This is a genomic window from Mycobacterium sp., from assembly GCF_035633495.1.
In the GTDB taxonomy this organism is placed as follows: domain Bacteria; phylum Actinomycetota; class Actinomycetes; order Mycobacteriales; family Mycobacteriaceae; genus Mycobacterium.
In genome coordinates this window covers 1-16,713 of record NZ_DASQEU010000095.1, presented here as the reverse complement: position 1 = coordinate 16,713, position 16,713 = coordinate 1, and the positions used below count along the sequence as shown (strand labels likewise).

The following is a 16,713-nucleotide window of genomic DNA, read 5'->3' as shown; positions in this document are numbered from 1 at the left end:
CGGCCCGATCGTCGCCCTCCTCACGCGGCGAAGGCTCGCTGAGATTAGTTCTGACGACAGACGATCACCGGCGTGTGGGTCGCGTGCACGATGGTGGTGCTGACCGAGCCGAGAAGCATTCCGGCGAAGCCGCCGCGGCCGTGGCTTCCGACGACGACGAGCTGGCCGGTTTCGGCGGCCTCCAGCAGATGGCGGGCGGGCTGGTCGAACACCACCCGACGGTGGACCACCACGTCGGGGTAGCGGTCGTTCCAGCCGGCGAGACGCTCGGCCAGTGTCTCCTCGGCTGCGGATTGGAAGTCGGGCCATGACAACAGGGGCATGCCGGGAGGCTCGGAATCGATCCAGGCGTGTAGTGCCACCAGTTCGGCTCCGCGCCAGGACGCTTCGTCGAAGGCGATCGCGGTGGCCAACTCCGATGCCGGTGAGCCGTCGATGCCGACCACGACGGGTCCGCGGCTCTCATCGTTTGCTTCGGTGGGGTCGCGGATGACGGCCACCGGACAATGTGAGTGGTGGATCAGTCCGGTGCTGACCGATCCGAAGAGACCCCGCCGCCACGCTCCTTGCCCACGGCTGCCGACCACGATCATCTGCGCGTCCTTGGTCGCGTCGATCAGAGTCGGCACCGGGACGGAGAACGCCAGTTCGGACTTGACCTGCACCTGCTCGCCGGGCGCGCCGACTTCCTCGGCGATGCGCCGTGCGGACTCGAGAACGCGCTGGCCTTCTTCCTGCTGCCTCTCGCCGTAGGAAGGCGGCAACGGGGCCCTCGCGTATCCCACTCTCCACGCCTGGGCTGCAGGATTCATGGCGTACAGCAGCGTCAAAACGACCTTGCGCATCGCCGCCTCCTTGGCGGCCCAGCGAATGGCGGCATCCGACGCGGCGGACCCGTCGACCCCGACGACGATCCGATTGGTGGAATGGTCGGTCATGGTCGTACTCCCTTCGTCACGGTGCAACGCTAGGAGTCCGCTTACGGGCAATCAGGAGTCGTTTGGCCCCTCGGGCCGCGCCAAAGGTCACTGGCCGCCATGATCCCGCGGTTGGAATGGCACCAGGCTGAGAAGCGCGACTGCCGCGACGTAGAGCAACGCACATGCGATCGGGATGCGTCCGTGCGGGGCGAAGCCCTCGGCCGACAGGCGTGACAGGGTCAACGTCGCGATCGCGAGACCGACCGCCAGCAGAGGGGCTGCGCTCCACCCGGGAAGCGGAACGACGACGGTGGGTAGCGCCCTGTCGAAGACCGCACGCGCCAGCCACAGCATCACGAGCTCCACGGCCGTCACGGCGGAAAGGATCACTAGCCAGACCAACCGGAACGACCACCACGCCCCGGTTCCCGGCTCTGGTTGCGGCAGTAGGCCACTCGGATAGCCGACGAGTGCGACGATCACCACGGGAACCATCTGCCAGAGATATAGCGCCATCACGTTTCGGTTGGCCGCTGCAAGTGGTCGTTCGAAACGGGGGCGACGCAGCCAACGTGTCAGCAGGGGTGCCACCGTGACGAGAAGTCCGGCCTGCGCCGCGGCCAAGGCCAGCAGCGCAAGGCTCGGGGGTGACGAATTCTGCACGGGTGCACCGAGCACGCCGACCATGCTGATCGGGTAGATGCGAAACCCGAGTAGCACTGCCAGCAGGACGACCGCCCCGGCCGCCATCAGCAACGGCCGACGGCCACGCAGCGCGCCACTGCGCCAACAGATGCCGATCTGATACACCGCTGCCCAACACAACACGTAATTGGCCCAGCCGATTTCGGGCACGTGCGTAGTACGCGCCGCGAGGTCGATGGCAGCCACGGCGAGCGCCAGGGCGGCAGGCACCCTCAGGCCCCACCGGCGGTGTGCCGCCGCCGACAGCGGCGTCAGCGCCACGACCACGAGATAGACGGGTACGAACCACAGATGCATCGCGATCGCCCACCCGCCGAATGCCAGCGGCGAAGGTGCGACGCCGGCCGCGCTGAGCGTCCCAACCGTTGCCAATGCCAGCACGACATAGACCGTGGTCGGCCCCAGAATCGCACCCACCCGATGCCGAACCCATTCCAGCCCTTGGTCTTTGCCCCCGTCTCCGTGCTTCGTCCACGACGCGACGCTGGCGTAGCCGCCTGCCAGAAAGAACACTGGCACGACCTGGAACACCAGGGTCAACCACTGCGTCCACGGCATGACGACGAGGGGATAGTCGTTGCCGAACCGGCCGTCGCGGAAGGTGACCGCCGAGACCAGCCAGTGACCCATCACGACGATCACGACGGCGGCTACGCGGTAGAAGTCGACGGACGGTTCGCGAGCTCCCGAGGCGGCAGCAGATTGTTCGGCGTCTGCCCCCGCGGAAGAGGTTGGCGGATCACCAATCATCACGGGCCCCTTCGCGAAACGAGCAAGTGCCTTCACGCGACCCTATCGGTCGACGTCCGGCTGCGTCGGAGGCGAAAGACCCCAATCCATGCGCTGAAGGCCACTCGGCGGGCGGGGACAATCCGCGCCGCGTGCTCTGCCGTTACGGCAGCGGCGCCGACCAGCGCAACACGGTGCCACCGGCGGTGGCCTTCGCGACACCGAACGTCCCGCCGCTGTCCTCGGCCCGCCGGCGCAGATTGGCCAACCCGCTGGGCGTCACGATCTCGCCGATCCCGCAGCCGTTGTCGGTGACCTCGATGGACAGATCGTCGGCGACGGTGACCAGAACGGTCAAATCGGTCGCCCCGCCGTGCCGCACGGCGTTGCTGGCCGCTTCGCGCACAACGGCTTCCGCATGATCTGCCAAGGTCGACTCGATTACCGACAGCGGTCCGACGATCTGCACCGTCGTGCGCACGTCCGATCCCGCGAACTGTGCCACCGCCTCGTCCAGGCGTTGTCGCAGCCGGGTCGTTCCCGCCGAGCCGCCGTGCAGGTCGAAGATCGCGGTGCGTATTTCGTGAATGACCTCCTGCAGGTCGTCAACGGAATCGCTGAGACGCTGTTGGGCTTCCGGCGACCGCGTACGCGGAATCGTTCCCTGCAAGGCCAGCCCGATGGCGAAGAGTCGTTGGATGACGTGGTCGTGCAGATCTCTGGCGATCCGGTCTCGGTCACTGAGAATGTCGAGTTCCCGAACGCGGCGTTGGGTGCTGGCGAGCTGCCACGCCAACGCGGCCTGGTCGGAGAAGGTCGCCATCATGCCCAACTCCTCGTCGGTGAACGGTGCGGCGCCGCGCCGTCGCAGCGCGATGACCACTCCCGCCACGGTGTCCGTCGCACGCAGCGGAAGCACCAGAGTCGGTCCCGGATCGTCGAGAAAGTCCTCGAGCCCCGCGTCAACCGCGTTGCCGCGGTACGGTGTTCGCTGCTGAAAGACCCTTCCAACCGTACTTGCCCGCACGGCTATCGGCGTCGCCACGGCGTCGTTCGTCCCTCCCGCCGTCTCGATGACGACGAGCTCGCTGACGTCGGCCAGGGGAGTATCCGCATCGGTGGGCACGGCCACCAAGGCCACCTCGGCGCCGGTCAGTTTGAGGGCCTCCGCTGCGACGAGGCGGAATACCTGTGCGGGATCGACGCCGGACAACAGCTGCGTCGCGATGTCGCGCGTGGCCTCCATCCACGACTGGCGGGTCCGTGACTGCTCGTAGAGGCGGGCGTTGTCGATCGCTATTCCTGCTGCCGCCGCAAGGGCCTGCGCAAGCACCTCGTCGTCTTCGCCGAACGGTTGGCCCGAGGCCTTCTCGGTGAGGTACAGGTTGCCGAACACTTCATCCCGGATGCGGACCGGGACGCCGAGAAAGGTCCGCATCGGTGGGTGGTTCGGTGGAAACCCCACCGAAGCCGGATGGTCGTCGAGGTTCTCCAGCCGAATCGGCGTCGGTTCGTCGATCAGAAAACCCAAGACGCCGCGTCCCTGTGGCAGCGACCCAATCTTGCGGCGCGTGTCGTCGTCGATGCCCTCGTAGATGAACTCGGTGAGCTCGTGGTCGTGGCCCCGAACGCCCAGAGCGCCGTAGCGCGCGTCGATCAGTTCGATCGCGGTGTGTACGATCGTGCGCAACGTCTCGGCGAGGTCCAGGCCCGAGGTGACCGCCAGCATCGCATCGACCAATCCGTCGAGGCGGTCGCGCCCCTCCACGATCTGCTCGATGCGGTCCTGCACTTCGCTGAGCAACTCCCGCAGCCGCAACTGCGACAACGTGTCGCGCAGCGGACGCGCACCGCTGCCCCCTTCAAGTTCGATCACCCCCCCATCCTGTCACCGGTGGAACGCCGAAGGAGGCATTCACCGCGGTGGGGTCACGTTTCAGAGTGTGGCGGCCGGTCCAGCTTCGAGACGAAGACCGCCGCCTGGGTACGCCGCTCCATTCCGAGCTTGGCCAGCAAGCGAGACACGTAGTTCTTCACCGTCTTCTCGGCGAGGAACATCCTGGCCGCGATCTGTTTGTTGGTCAGGCCCTCGCCGAGCAGGTCGAGCAGGACGCGTTCCTGATCGCTCAGCGCAGACAGCGGATCCGAGCGTTGGGCGGCCCCCCTCAGCTTGGCCATCAGCGCGGCGGCGGCACGGTTGTCGAGCAACGAACGGCCGGCACCGACATCCTTGATGGCCTTCGCCAACTCCATGCCCTTGATGTCCTTGACCACGTAGCCGCTGGCGCCGGCGAGGATGGCGTCGAGCATCGCCTCGTCGGACGTGAACGAGGTCAGCATCAGGCAGCGCAGGTCGGGCAGTCGCGACAGTAGGTCGCGGCACAACTCGATCCCGTTTCCGTCCGGCAACCTGACGTCGAGCACGGCTACGTCGGGACGCAACGCTGGAATCTGTGCCATGGCGTGCGCGACCGTCCCAGCCTCCCCGATGACGTCGAGTTCGGGATCGGCCGACAGTAGATCGATCAGTCCGCGGCGGACTACTTCGTGGTCGTCGACGAGAAAGACTGTGACCATGTGCACGCCCTCCGAGGGTCATTCGACGGGATCATAACGCGTTGTGGGGTTCACAGACGAGAACCGAGCAGCCGGTGTCGTGTAGCGCGACCTCAACAGCGGCGCCAACGACGTCACCGAGCCCGCTGGCCCGCTCGCGCCCGACCACGACCAGCTGAATGTTCTTGGCGTTGTGGGCGAGATAGTTCAGCGTGCTGCAGTGCGCCACCACCGATTTGATGTCGACGTCGGGGTTCCTCCGCATCCACCAGGCCAAGCGTCGGTCCAGTTGCGCCTTGGCGCGCCGGTTTCCGTCCGTGACGGCGCGCGCGTCGTGAATGTCGGTGAATCGGGACTGCCAGGTGGTCAGGACGCGCAATGGCGCGCCGCGCAGCCTCGCCTGTGTGATGCCAAGCTGCAAAACGTTTGTGCTGGAGATCATTTCATCGACTTCGACGACGACGGGACGTGGCGGGACGATTCCGGCCTCGGTGCCGCGGATGATGGCCACTGGACAGTGCGCCGACGATGCCAACGTCGCCGCCGTCGATCCGAGTCGACCCATGGTCGTGTGCCTGAGGCCGATGGCGCCCACGCAGAGCATCGCCGCCGACCTGGACGCCTGCAGCAACGTCGCGGCGGGCCGGCCCTGCAGGATCTCCACCTCGATCTTCACCGGCTCGTTGGTCGCCTCGACGGCTGCGAATGCGTAGCGGACCGCCAGTTCAGCCGTCGCCAATCTCTGGGCGGCGATCTCTGGATGCTCATCGCTCTCGGCACTCGGTTCGATCGCATACAACAGGCGCAGTGGCACGTCGCGATCCACCGCTTCGTCGACGGCCCAGAGCGCAGCCGTGACCCCTGCTCGAGATCCGTCGATGCCGACCACCACGGACGGTGACGATCGGTGCGTGTCCTGCATCGTGAGCTCCCAACGTTCGCAAGCCAGTGTTCTGAACGCTAGGCGCGGCGTCCATGATCGATCAGGGGCTTAAGTCCCCGATCCGACGTCGATGGTCCTCTAGAGAGCGCCCTTGCTCTCCTGCAAACGCAAGTGCAGAACATCGGACAGGGGACGCCGCGGTGTTGGTGGAGGGACTTCGTCGAGCGCCGGCGCCAGGCCGATGCGGATGAGAGCCTGCGGATGGGACCGCCCGATCAGGCCGCCGACGATGTCGCGACTCGCAGCGACCTCCGTCAAGTGCGTCAGCGTGCAGGTCGCCATTCCTGCGAGGGTGGCCTCCAGGAGCACAGCGGACAGCGCCTCGCCGCAGCGCAGGATGTCGTCGTGGGTATCGGCAAGCGCCGACAGCGCGACGATCTGCGAGCGATCCTCGGGCACCTCGAGGCGGCGTTCGGGGTGACGGGTCACCGGGAACGATCGACCCACGTCGACCCGGTCGCTCTCAGCGGCCGAGACCAAGGCGCTTTGCGGAATCCCGTCGGACACGTCGAACGGCGATGTCCACCAGGACAATTCCTGATGATAGGGAGAGTCGTAGAGGCGTAGCGCCTCGGTCAGCTGAGAGGCCTCGGCCAGCTGGGGTCGGGCATCGTCGCCGAGCACGTCCATCACGGCCCCGTCGTCGTCTATTGCGCGACGCAGTAGATCCTCGAGAGCGGTCCAGTCGGGGACCGGCGCAAACGGCAACCGATCGGTGCGCCGACGCAAGATCGCGTCGGCGCGGAGGCGGTGGCCCTCGGTGACGAACGGCATCTCGGTGAAGTCGATGGACGCCAAGTGCGTGTGCTTGTTGGGATTCGGGAAGTAGTCGACGATGGCCCTCCACCCGGCAGCGGCCATGGCGACCCGCAGATGGTCGAGTACGGCGCCGCAGCTGATCAACGCCTCCCGGCCGGACTTGTCGGTCGTGACGAGGCGATCGCGTTCAAGGTACAAGTCGAGGTTGCTTCCGTCCGCGACCCACAGCCAGGGTTGGCTGTTGTGATAGGACGGCGCGCGGCACGCAAGCTGAACTGCGCTTTCGATGAGCTCGTACGCGACCGCTGTCTGCGGCATGATCTGCCTCCCGGGGAAATCCGTTCGACATCGAGCGTGCCTCCGGGCGGCGTTGCCGCAACAGGGTATTTGTGCCCTTCACATCTGGGACCTTTCTCGCGCGTAAAGGGGCGGACGGCCGCTGTTCGGTCATCAGTACGGGACACATCATGGTTGGTATGAGTGCAACCTCCGCGAAAGTCCCTGCGGTACCCGCACCGACGACGGCGGACCCCCAGTTTCACGAAACGCACACGGGAATCGTCGCTTTGGTGGGAGATCGGGCCTACAAGGTCAAGAAGCCAATCGTCACCGACTTCCTTGACTTCCGGACGGTCGAGAGCCGCGAACACGTCTGCGCTAGGGAAGTCGCGCTCAACAGTCGCCTTGCTGCCGACAGCTATCTGGGCGTGGCCCACCTGAGCGGACCGGCCTGCGGGCCCGCGGAGCCGGTCATCGTCATGCGTCGGTATCCCGATTCGCTGCGGCTGTCGTCGATGGTCGTCCGCGGCGAGGCGGTGGAGCGCCACCTGACGGCGATCGCCGAAACGATGGCCCGGTTTCACGAGCGCGCCGACCGATCTCGCCGAATCGACGCCTCGGCGACGGTCGGGTCGCTCGGCGCGCGATGGCAGGAGAACCTCTCGGAGTTGCGTCGATACGTGGGAACCGTGTTGGGGTCGGAACCACTGTCCGAGATCGAGCGGCTGGCCGTACAGTTCATCTCGGGCCGGGCGGACCTGTTCTCCCGGCGGATCACCGAGCGCCGTGTCGTCGATGGTCATGGCGATCTGCTGGCCGACGACATATTCTGCCCGAATGAAGGCCCGGTGTTGTTGGACTGCTTGGAGTTCGACGACGGTCTGCGCTACGTCGACTGCATCGACGACGTCGCCTTCCTGGCCATGGATCTGGAGTTCCTCGAACGAAGGGACCTGGCGGACTTCTTCCTAGCGGAGTATCGCCGACTATCCGGTGACGTCGCCCACGTCGCACTGGCTGAGTTCTACATCGCCTATCGCGCCGTCGTGCGCGCCAAGGTCGATTGCATCAGAGCTGACCAGGGGCACGTGGGGGCTGAGGACGACGCGCGACGCCACCTCGACATCGCGGTGGCGCACCTAAGTGCGGGTACGGTCCGATTGATTCTGGTCGGTGGGGGACCGGGGACCGGGAAGACCACGCTGGCTCGCGCATTGGCGAAATCGCTTAGTGCCCAGGTCATCTCCACCGACGACGTTCGCCAGGGACTTCGCGAATCGGGCGCGATCGACGGCGTCGTCGGCATTCCGAATGCGGGCCTCTACCGTGGCGAGAACGTGGCAGCCGTGTACGACGCCGCGCTGCACCGCGCGGCGGTGGCGCTGGCCGGCGGCCAGTCGGTGGTTCTCGACGGCACTTGGCGTGACCCCGAGCAGCGTCAGCGTGCGCACGACACGGCACGGCAACATTCCTGTCCCGTCGTCGAACTGGCTTGTACCGTGTCGCTGCAGGAAGCGCAGCGGCGCATCGCCGCTCGAGTGGGGACCAACTCGGATGCCACACCGCGAATCGCCGGCGTCGTGGCGGCCGAGGGAGATGACTGGGACGGGTTTCACCGCATCGATACGCACGGCCCACTCAGCGATTCGGTTGCCGAGGCACAACAGATCTGCTGCCTGGCCATCTGAACGGCACACGAGGATGGAGGACGACATGTCGGGAGATCCGGTACCCGTCGTCGTGGGCGTCGACGGAAGTCCGTCGGCACTCAAGGCCGCACGATGGGCGGGCGCGGTCGCCAACGCATCGGCCAGCCCGCTGCACCTCGTTCATGCCGAACCCTACTTCGGGCACAGTTGGTCCGACGCCGGAGCGGCCATCCGCGCTGCCGAGATCGCCGAGCAGCGAGACTCCGCCGCCGCGATCCTCACGGGCGTAGAGGAGGCGGTCCACGCCGACTTCGGCGACCTTCCGATCACCACGGAGGAGTTCGCCGAACCCATCAAGGAGGTCCTTACTCGCCTCAGCCGCCGAGCCCGGCTCGTCGTGCTCGGATGTGGGGACGTGACGCCCGCCGGCGCACTGCTGCTGGGTTCGACGACGTTGGCAGTGGCGAGTCGAGCGGTGTGCCCGGTCGTCGCGTGGCGTGGCGATGCCATGTCGCCGACGCAGCAGCCAGTGGTCGTCGGAGTCGATGGTTCGCCAAGCAGCGGTGCGGCTTTGGCGGCGGCGTTCGAACTGGCCGACCTGTTCGGCGCGACGCTTCGCGTCGTGCATTGTTGGTCCGCACTGGTAGCCCTCGACGAAGCAATCGCTCCGTTCCTCACCGACGGGAGCCAACTGGAGGCTGCAGAACGGCAAGCGGTATCCGACGCCGTCGCCGCGTGCCAGAGGCGCTACCCCGACGTGGAGGTGGCCACCTTCGTCGAACCGAACAGTCCGAGCCGGGCACTGCTGACGCACGCGACGGACGCGCAACTGGTGGTGGTGGGCAACCGTGGGCGCAACGCACTCGCCAGCGCCCTACTCGGATCCACCACTCTCAACCTGTTGCATCATTCCGATGTTCCGGTCGTGCTCTGTCGCGATGGCGATGACCACTGACGGCGATGACCACGCTCGGCCGCTTACGTTTCAGCGACGCCGTGACCGGTGACGGGCGAGCGAGACGCCGATGAGCCGCTGCACCCCCTCGTCGATGCCGGCAGCCAGCTCGTCGACACCCACGTCGGCGTCGAAGTCTCCGATCAAGCCGAACACCAACTCGTCTGCGTAGGTCATGATGGCGATACCCGTCCGCAGCTGAAGCGCGATGGGGGGCACCGGCATCAGCGAGATCATCTCGCGGTCCATTACCCGCAATCGCTTGCGAGGACCGGGAACGTTGGTCGCCACGGTGACCACGCCTCGTTGCGGGAGCTTGGTCAGCAGACGCACCGTCCACGCGGTGAGGGCGAACGGAAGGTAGCTCGATCCCGCGACCACCGCTCCACCAGCTTGTCGCTGACCACTCGACTTCGCCGTCATCAACCGCGTGTGCACCGTGAGCAGCCGTTGCACCGGGTCGGCCTCCTCGACCGGTAGCAATGGCAGCATCACCGACACCCGGTTGTCGGGTTCGTGCAGGCTATCGGCGGAGCGCAATGACACCGGCACCAGCGTGCGCAACGAGTTTCGCTTGGGATCGCGTCCACGGCGCAGCAGCGCCATCCGAAAGCTATCGCTGATCGCCGCCAGCGCGACGTCGTTGATGGTCACCTCGAACCTCTTCCGTACTGTTTCGAGGTCGGCGAGCGACACCCGTGCGGCACTGTAGCGACGCAGGTCGCTCACCGGGCCGGTCAGTGACGGGGCGGCGGGTGAGACGATCCCCGCGGCGATCTCGGCGGCGCCTGCGGTCACGCGGTACGCGGCGCGCGCGGCACTCAGCGAGAGTTTCCAGGAGTCGGCGACCCAATTGAGCGGATTGAGGCTGGGGATGCCGAATCCGGCTCGCCGCGCGACCGCCGTCTTGCTTCCACGAATGTCGCTGGCGAACGTCTCGGCATTCTCGCCGTCGCACATCTGCGTCAGGATGCTGCCCGCGGAGATACCGTCGGCGATGCAGTGATGGATCTTGGTCAACATCGCCCATTTGCCGTCGGCGACTCCGTCGATCACCCAGCACTCCCACAGGGGCCGGGTTCGGTCCAACCGCCGTTCCATCAGATCGGCGACGACGCGGAACAGTGCCGGCTCGTCGCCTGGACTCGTCACTGCGGTGCGACGGACGTGGTGTTCGATGTTGAAGGCGGTGTCGGCGATCCACTCCGGGGCGCTCCAATCCCACTGATGCGATTTCACCACTTGGGTACAGCGCGGAATTCGTCGCACCCGTTCGTCGATCAGCTTCATCAGATCGGCCACCGGCGGCGGCGGCCCTTCCAGGATCGCCAAGGCGCCGATCGCCAAGCTCACGTGGTTGTCGGAGTCCTCCGCCTCCAGGAATCCGGCGTCCAAGACCGACAAGCGCTCGGTGTGCATCTCAACTCCCTTCGCGGAAGCCTCACTGTCACCGTTTTCGCAAGGAACGCACAGGGCCATAGGTCCTTTCGCCACGATTGGAGACCTTTGGCAGCGTCATGCGGCCGAAATGCCCTGCCGTCGCGAGCGTGGGGGACGCACGATCGCGGGACAGCGCAATCGAGGAGGACGAACGATGAGGGCCCAGGTCGGCGACTGGTTGGTGGTCAAGAGTGCGACGACGGGGCGTGCCGAACGGCGCGGCCTGATCACCGAGGTCCATTCGGCCGACGGCATGGCGCCCTACGTGGTGCGGTGGCTCGACACCGGACGCGAAGCCTTGGTGTTCCCCGGCCCCGACGCGGTCATCGTCACACCGCAGGAGCAACGGGCGGCTGACGAACGCACGGGTTCGCGGCTTCGGACGATCCAGCAGGAGATCTGCGACACCGCGGACGGCGCCGTCCGACCGGGCGGTTCGAGGCCAGTGAGCGATGTGGGCGACTACCGCCAGATCTACCAGGCGAGCCTCGCTGAACCGTCGGCATTCTGGGCGGGTGCCGCCGAGGCCGTGGCCTGGACGCACGCGCCCCGCCAGATTCTCGACGACGCCCATCCGCCGTTCTACCGGTGGTTCCCCGACGCGGAACTCAATACGTGCGCCAACGCGCTCGACCGCCACGTCGCCGATGGCCGTGCGGGCCAGCCTGCGCTCGTCTGGGATTCACCGGTCAGCGGAACGCAGCGCACCTACACCTACGGTGAGTTACTCGACGAGACAGCGCGATTCGCCGGCGTGCTGCGAAGTCTCGGAGTCGGCCGAGGCGACCGCGTGGTGATCTACATGCCGATGATCCCCGAGGCGGTCGTCGCCATGTTGGCGTGCGCCCGCATCGGTGCGGTGCATTCGGTGGTGTTCGGGGGTTTCGCCCCGCACGAACTGGCCGCGCGCATCGACGACGCCCGTCCGGGTGTGGTCGTGTCTGCGTCGTGCGGCATCGAGCCGTCCCGTGTCGTGCAGTACAAACCGATGCTCGACGCCGCCCTCGAGGCCGCTGAACACCCACCGCGGCACTGCGTCATCGTGCAGCGCGACCGGCAACGGTGCGAAATGGTGCGCGAGCGCGACCTGGACTGGCATCAGCTGATGGCCACGGCAGAGCCGGCGGCAGCGGTGCCGGTCGCCGCCACCGACCCCCTGTACGTGCTCTACACGTCCGGGACCACCGGGACGCCCAAGGGCATCGTCCGCGACAACGGTGGACATGCCGTGGCGTTGGCGTGGAGCATGCGCCACGTCTTCGACGTCGGGCCCGGGGACGTGTTCTGGGCTGCCTCCGACGTCGGCTGGGTCGTGGGGCATTCGTACATCGTCTACGGCCCGCTGCTGGTCGGCGCGACCACGGTGCTGTACGAGGGCAAGCCCGTGGGCACGCCCGATCCGGGCGCCTTCTGGCGCGTCATCGCCGAGCACGGAGTGAAGGTATTGCTGACCGCTCCGACGGCGATCAGGGCCATCCGCAAGGAGGATCCCGAAGGGCGATGTCTGGCGGAGTACGACAGGTCGAGCCTGACGGCGCTGTTCCTGGCGGGGGAGCGGTTGGATCCCGACACGTACCACTGGGCATCGGACAAGCTGAACGTTCCGGTCGTCGACCACTGGTGGCAGACCGAGACGGGGTGGCCGATAGCCGCCAACCCCATGGGAATCGAGACGTTGCCGTTCAAGGCGGGTTCACCGACGGTCCCGATGCCGGGGTACGACGTGCACATCCTGCACCCCTCTGGCAGCGGTTGTGCGCCCGGTGAGCAGGGCGCCATCTGCCTTCGCTTGCCGCTGCCGCCGGGGACTCTGCCCACTCTGTGGGGCGATGACGCGCGCTACGAGGCGTCGTATCTGTGCGAACACCCCGGGTACTACCTGACCGGTGACGGGGGTTACCTCGACGATGACGGCTACCTCTTCGTCCTCGGCCGCATCGACGACGTGATCAACGTTGCAGGGCACCGATTCTCAACCGGCGCCATCGAAGCCGTGCTGGCCATGCACCCCGCCGTCGCCGAATGCGCCGTCATCGGCGTCGCCGACGAGATCAAGGGTCAGGTGCCCCGCGGGTTGGTCGTGCTTCAGTCGGGGGCCTCCGCCGAGGGTGTGGCCAGTGAGCTCGTGGCGCTCGTGCGCGAAGAGATCGGCGCGGTCGCGTGCCTACGGGACGTCGACGTCGTCCTCGCATTGCCGAAGACCAGGTCGGGAAAGATATTGCGGAAGGCGATGCGCGGTATCGCTCACGGCAAGGACGAGCCCATTCCGTCCACGATCGAGGATCCGGCAGTGCTGCACGCGCTGCGCCCGATCCTGCAGCCGTGAAGGCCCTAGGGCCCTCCACAATGTGCCCTTCGGCCCCCGCCGAGCAGCGGCCACTCTGGATAGTCTGCCCACTATGACCTATGTGATCGGAAGCGACTGCGTCGACGTCATGGACAAGTCGTGCGTGAAGGAGTGTCCCGTCGACTGCATCTACGAAGGCGACAGGATCCTGTACATCCAGCCCGACGAATGCGTGGATTGCGGTGCGTGCAGGATTGCCTGTCGAGTCGACGCGATCTACTACGAGACCGATCTGCCCGAGGACCAGTACCGGCACTTGGCCGACAACGCAGCGTTCTTCAGCGAAGTGTTGCCAGGCCGGGAGCACCCGCTGGGGATGCCTGGCGGCGCGGACGGTCTCGGCCGGGTGGGCGTCGACACGCCCCTGGTAGCCGGTCTCTGAGCTAGTGTCCGAACGTGATCGATAGGACCGCGGCCTGAGCGCCGAGAAGGGCTAGACCGATCAGCGGCACTGCGATGCCGAACTTCTTCTTCGCCGTGAAGAACGAAAGACCGATCGTCGCCAAGGCGACGATCGGTGCGCCGTAACACAACACGCCGAACCAGAAGTCGCCCGGTCCCGTGTCCAGACACGACTCGTCGGTACATCCGGCGGTGCCCATCACCTGATCCATCGCGAAGAGCATGACGAGCGCCGCGCCGGGGATGGTCAGCAGTGTCAACGCCCAGTTCAGCCCCGACCGGGCGTTCCCGGTGCCGATTCCGCTGGGGCTCATGACGAGTTCTGTCTCTTGCTTCATGCCCAGCCTCTCGTGGACTCACCACGAATTCGACCATCGCGTCGTCGTCGGTGTTAGAGCCGGAAGGCCCCGTTCGCCGCGCCGCAGTAGGGACCAAAGGCCTGACTCGAGGGGCAAAGGCCTCTGCGCCAACGCAATCAGCAACTTCTAGGGTCGGAGGTGGGCACCGACGACTGTGGGTCCGGTGCCCCGTTGACGTCGGTCGTCCGACCCACTTAGGAGGCCTTCGTGCACTCGCAGCAATTTCGACCCTTGGTATCCCAACCGGGCCCGTTCGTGTCCGTGCACTTCGACGACTCGCATGACACTGCGGACGCGCAGAGGCAGTTGGAGGCGCGATGGTGTGATCTGCGCAAGGAGCTCGACGGCGTTGACGACACCATGATGAAGACCCTCGAAGGTGCTGTGTTGCACCGGAAGCCGACGGTGGGTCGGCGTGGCCGCGGAATCATCGCGACGTCCTCCGGCGTAATGGTCGACGAGGTGTTGTCGCGACCACCGGTCGCCGCGGTGGTACGGGTGTCCGAATATCCGTATGTCATGCCGTTCGTCGAGTTCGGCATCAGCCGGTCGCCCTACGTATTCGCCTGCGTCGACCACACCGGCGCCGACCTCGTGGTGAGTAGGGGAACGCGAGTGTGGTCCGAGAAGGTCGACGGGCCGGGCCATCCGGTGCATCGGGCGGCATCGGCGAGGGCCGACGGCTACGGCGATCCAGAGCCGCGGACCGACGAGGCGATTCGGAAGAACACCCGCGCCGTGGTTGACCGTCTAACCGTGCTCGTCGATCGGGTCGACGCCAAGGCGGTATTCGTCGCGGGTGCAGTGCGGTCGCGCACGGAGGTGGTTGCGGCCTTGCCGCCACGCATCGCGTCCTGTGTCACCCAGTTGCACGCGGCCCCCCGCGGCTCGATGACCCATCAGGTCGACATCGACGACGCCGTCGCCGCCGAGTTCGGTCGGCGACGGGCCTACGAGGATGCGCACAGCGTGGAGCAGTTCGAGGCCGAGCTCGCCCGACGGTCGGGGCTCGCCGCAGAGGGGATGACGGCGGTCTGCGCAGCTCTGCGTGCCGGGGACGTCGACACGCTGATCGTCGGAGATCTCCGCGACACCACGGTGGTTACTGGAGCGGAGCGACGAGTGGTCGCGCCAGACGCGGACGGGTTGTCCGACCTCGGCGAGCCGGTGAACCGAGTGGTTCGGGCCGACGAGGCGCTGCCCTTCGCCGCCATCGGATGCGGGGCTGCGCTGGTGCGTGCCGGCTCCAACTGCCACCCCGCGGACGGCATCGGTGCGATCCTGCGGTATCGGGCCAGCTGACCGCCCGGTCGCCGATGACCCCGGCTGACGGCGTCAGGCGAGCGCGAGGAACAACTTCTCCAGTTCCGCCTCTGTCATCGGCTTCGCACCGTCAGCGCCCTCACCAGTCAAACATTCGCGCAGTCCCGTGGCGACGATCTTGAAGCCCGCCCGGTCCAGTGCGCGAGAGACTGCGGCCAGCTGGGTCACGACGTCCTTGCAATCCCGACCCTGTTCGATCATCGAGATCACCCCGTTGAGCTGACCCTGCGCCCGCCGAAGCCGGTTCAGTACAGCGGCAATACTGTCCTCGTCGCCAACCATTCGTCCGTCCTCCGTCGCTAGTTCCACTGGTACTCGCATGGTACCTACGGGGGTATATACGTTGCCGGAGCCTCGAATCATCCCGCCGCGGACAAGCGACGCCGAGAAATGCGTCGGAGCGGACAGTGCTCGTACCGCGTACAGGCGACCGAGACGGCCGCTGCCAGCAGTGTCGCGGCCGCGGTGGCGACACCGAGTGCCGGGTGGACTTCTTCTGCGAGCATCAGTGAAGCCATGAGTAGGACGAACCAGCCGAAGAGCTTGCGCAGTGTCGCCGGGTTGACCATGGCGACCAGGCGCCCGCCGATCAGCGCGCCGACCACTGCGGCGGCGGTGACGTATGCGGCCAGACGCCAGTCGACCTGCTCGGTTGCGAGGTGTCCGGCGAAGCCGGCGAACGACTGCATCGAGATGACGACCAGCGAGGTGCCGACCGCGACGGGCATGGGCAGGCCGGTCAGCAGGACCAGCGCCGGTACCAGCAGGAAACCGCCGCCAGCGCCGACGAGTCCGCTGACGACGCCGACGCCGACGCCGAGCAGCGTGATCTTGAGCACTGGTAGCGGCTGGCCACCGTCGTACCGCTGAACGTCCTTGCGGCCGAGCAGCATGGCGACACCGGCACCGATCATGATGATTGCGAACGCGATGAGCAGCGCGGTGCCGGGCACGTATCGGGCGAGGCGGCCGCCGGTGTACGCGCCGACCATGGCCGCCACGCCGAAGATGGCGGCGATGCGCCATTGGACCCGACCGGCCCTGGCGTGCGTGATCGCGCTGACCGTGCTGGTGACCCCCACCACGAGCAGTGACGTGGCGATGGCAGGCCGGGCGTCCATCCCGGCTACGTAGGCGAGCAGGGGCACCGTGAGGATGGATCCGCCGCCGCCGAGCAGACCGAGGGCGACGCCGACGAGGACTGCCAGGGCAACGGTCAAGGCGATCATTTCGGTTACGTCGCCTTCTGGTCGGTGGGGGGGCCGACGAGTTGGGAGACGACCGTTTGAGCGTCGCAGGTGGCGCCGCGGTTGTAGGGCAGCTTGGACAGGGCCATGCCCATCGCGC

The 16,713-nt window shown here is 66.8% G+C and carries 15 protein-coding genes and 1 pseudogene; 5 read left to right on the top strand and 11 right to left on the bottom strand.

Annotated features, from left to right (window positions below):
• Positions 1 to 44 precede the first annotated feature (44 nt).
• From VET27_RS14300 to VET27_RS14275, 6 genes are all read right to left on the bottom strand, one after another.
• Complete coding sequence (locus VET27_RS14300; RefSeq protein ID WP_526519161.1) at positions 45 to 938, bottom strand: universal stress protein; 894 nt, start codon at positions 936 to 938, stop codon at positions 45 to 47.
• An 87-nt stretch (positions 939 to 1,025) separates the two neighbouring features.
• Positions 1,026 to 2,375 (bottom strand): acyltransferase family protein, encoded by a 1,350-nt coding sequence (locus tag VET27_RS14295; protein ID WP_526519159.1) that lies wholly within the window; start codon positions 2,373 to 2,375, stop codon positions 1,026 to 1,028.
• A 142-nt stretch (positions 2,376 to 2,517) separates the two neighbouring features.
• The gene (locus VET27_RS14290) at positions 2,518 to 4,230 is read right to left on the bottom strand and encodes a sensor histidine kinase (RefSeq protein ID WP_526519157.1); all 1,713 of its coding nucleotides are present in this window, start codon (positions 4,228 to 4,230) and stop codon (positions 2,518 to 2,520) included.
• Positions 4,231 to 4,283: 53 nt separating this feature from the next.
• On the bottom strand, positions 4,284 to 4,931 hold the full coding sequence (dosR, locus tag VET27_RS14285) for a hypoxia response regulator transcription factor DosR/DevR (protein ID WP_526519154.1): 648 nt from the start codon (positions 4,929 to 4,931) through the stop codon (positions 4,284 to 4,286).
• A 31-nt stretch (positions 4,932 to 4,962) separates the two neighbouring features.
• Positions 4,963 to 5,832: a universal stress protein gene (locus VET27_RS14280; protein ID WP_526519152.1), complete on the bottom strand. Its 870-nt coding sequence runs from the start codon at positions 5,830 to 5,832 to the stop codon at positions 4,963 to 4,965.
• A 99-nt stretch (positions 5,833 to 5,931) separates the two neighbouring features.
• Positions 5,932 to 6,930, bottom strand: a complete 999-nt coding sequence (locus tag VET27_RS14275; RefSeq protein ID WP_526519150.1) for an Acg family FMN-binding oxidoreductase — start codon at positions 6,928 to 6,930, stop codon at positions 5,932 to 5,934.
• A 158-nt stretch (positions 6,931 to 7,088) separates the two neighbouring features.
• Here VET27_RS14275 and VET27_RS14270 point away from each other — a divergent pair, with 158 nt between their 5' ends.
• On the top strand, positions 7,089 to 8,579 hold the full coding sequence (locus VET27_RS14270; protein ID WP_526519148.1) for a bifunctional aminoglycoside phosphotransferase/ATP-binding protein: 1,491 nt from the start codon (positions 7,089 to 7,091) through the stop codon (positions 8,577 to 8,579).
• Positions 8,580 to 8,604: 25 nt separating this feature from the next.
• Positions 8,605 to 9,495 (top strand): universal stress protein, encoded by an 891-nt coding sequence (locus tag VET27_RS14265; protein ID WP_526519146.1) that lies wholly within the window; start codon positions 8,605 to 8,607, stop codon positions 9,493 to 9,495.
• Positions 9,496 to 9,525: 30 nt separating this feature from the next.
• On the opposite strand, the gene VET27_RS14260 is transcribed toward VET27_RS14265, so the two are convergent.
• Entirely contained in the window at positions 9,526 to 10,914 is a 1,389-nt protein-coding gene (locus tag VET27_RS14260; protein WP_526519144.1) for a wax ester/triacylglycerol synthase family O-acyltransferase, read from the bottom strand.
• 175 nt (positions 10,915 to 11,089) lie between these two features.
• Between VET27_RS14260 and VET27_RS14255 the strand changes: the two genes are divergently transcribed.
• Both VET27_RS14255 and fdxA read left to right on the top strand, forming a co-directional pair.
• Entirely contained in the window at positions 11,090 to 13,261 is a 2,172-nt protein-coding gene (locus VET27_RS14255) for an acetate--CoA ligase (protein WP_526519142.1), read from the top strand.
• 73 nt (positions 13,262 to 13,334) lie between these two features.
• Positions 13,335 to 13,664, top strand: a complete 330-nt coding sequence (gene fdxA / locus VET27_RS14250) for a ferredoxin (protein WP_526519140.1) — start codon at positions 13,335 to 13,337, stop codon at positions 13,662 to 13,664.
• Between the two features lies 1 nt (position 13,665).
• Here the strand turns inward: fdxA and VET27_RS14245 are convergent, their stop codons facing one another.
• Positions 13,666 to 14,022, bottom strand: a complete 357-nt coding sequence (locus VET27_RS14245; RefSeq protein ID WP_526519138.1) for a hypothetical protein — start codon at positions 14,020 to 14,022, stop codon at positions 13,666 to 13,668.
• 228 nt (positions 14,023 to 14,250) lie between these two features.
• On the opposite strand from VET27_RS14245, the gene VET27_RS14240 reads away from it, so the two are divergent.
• A complete protein-coding gene (locus VET27_RS14240; protein WP_526519136.1) occupies positions 14,251 to 15,345 on the top strand; it encodes an Rv2629 family ribosome hibernation factor in 1,095 nt (364 codons plus the stop codon).
• 33 nt (positions 15,346 to 15,378) lie between these two features.
• On the opposite strand, the gene VET27_RS14235 is transcribed toward VET27_RS14240, so the two are convergent.
• From VET27_RS14235 to VET27_RS14225, 3 genes and pseudogenes are all read right to left on the bottom strand, one after another.
• Entirely contained in the window at positions 15,379 to 15,648 is a 270-nt protein-coding gene (locus VET27_RS14235; protein WP_526519279.1) for a metal-sensitive transcriptional regulator, read from the bottom strand.
• 77 nt (positions 15,649 to 15,725) lie between these two features.
• Positions 15,726 to 16,595, bottom strand: a complete 870-nt coding sequence (locus VET27_RS14230) for a sulfite exporter TauE/SafE family protein (RefSeq protein WP_526519134.1) — start codon at positions 16,593 to 16,595, stop codon at positions 15,726 to 15,728.
• A gap of 5 nt (positions 16,596 to 16,600) precedes the next feature.
• Positions 16,601 to 16,713: pseudogene (locus VET27_RS14225) on the bottom strand (rhodanese-like domain-containing protein); the annotation flags it as partial.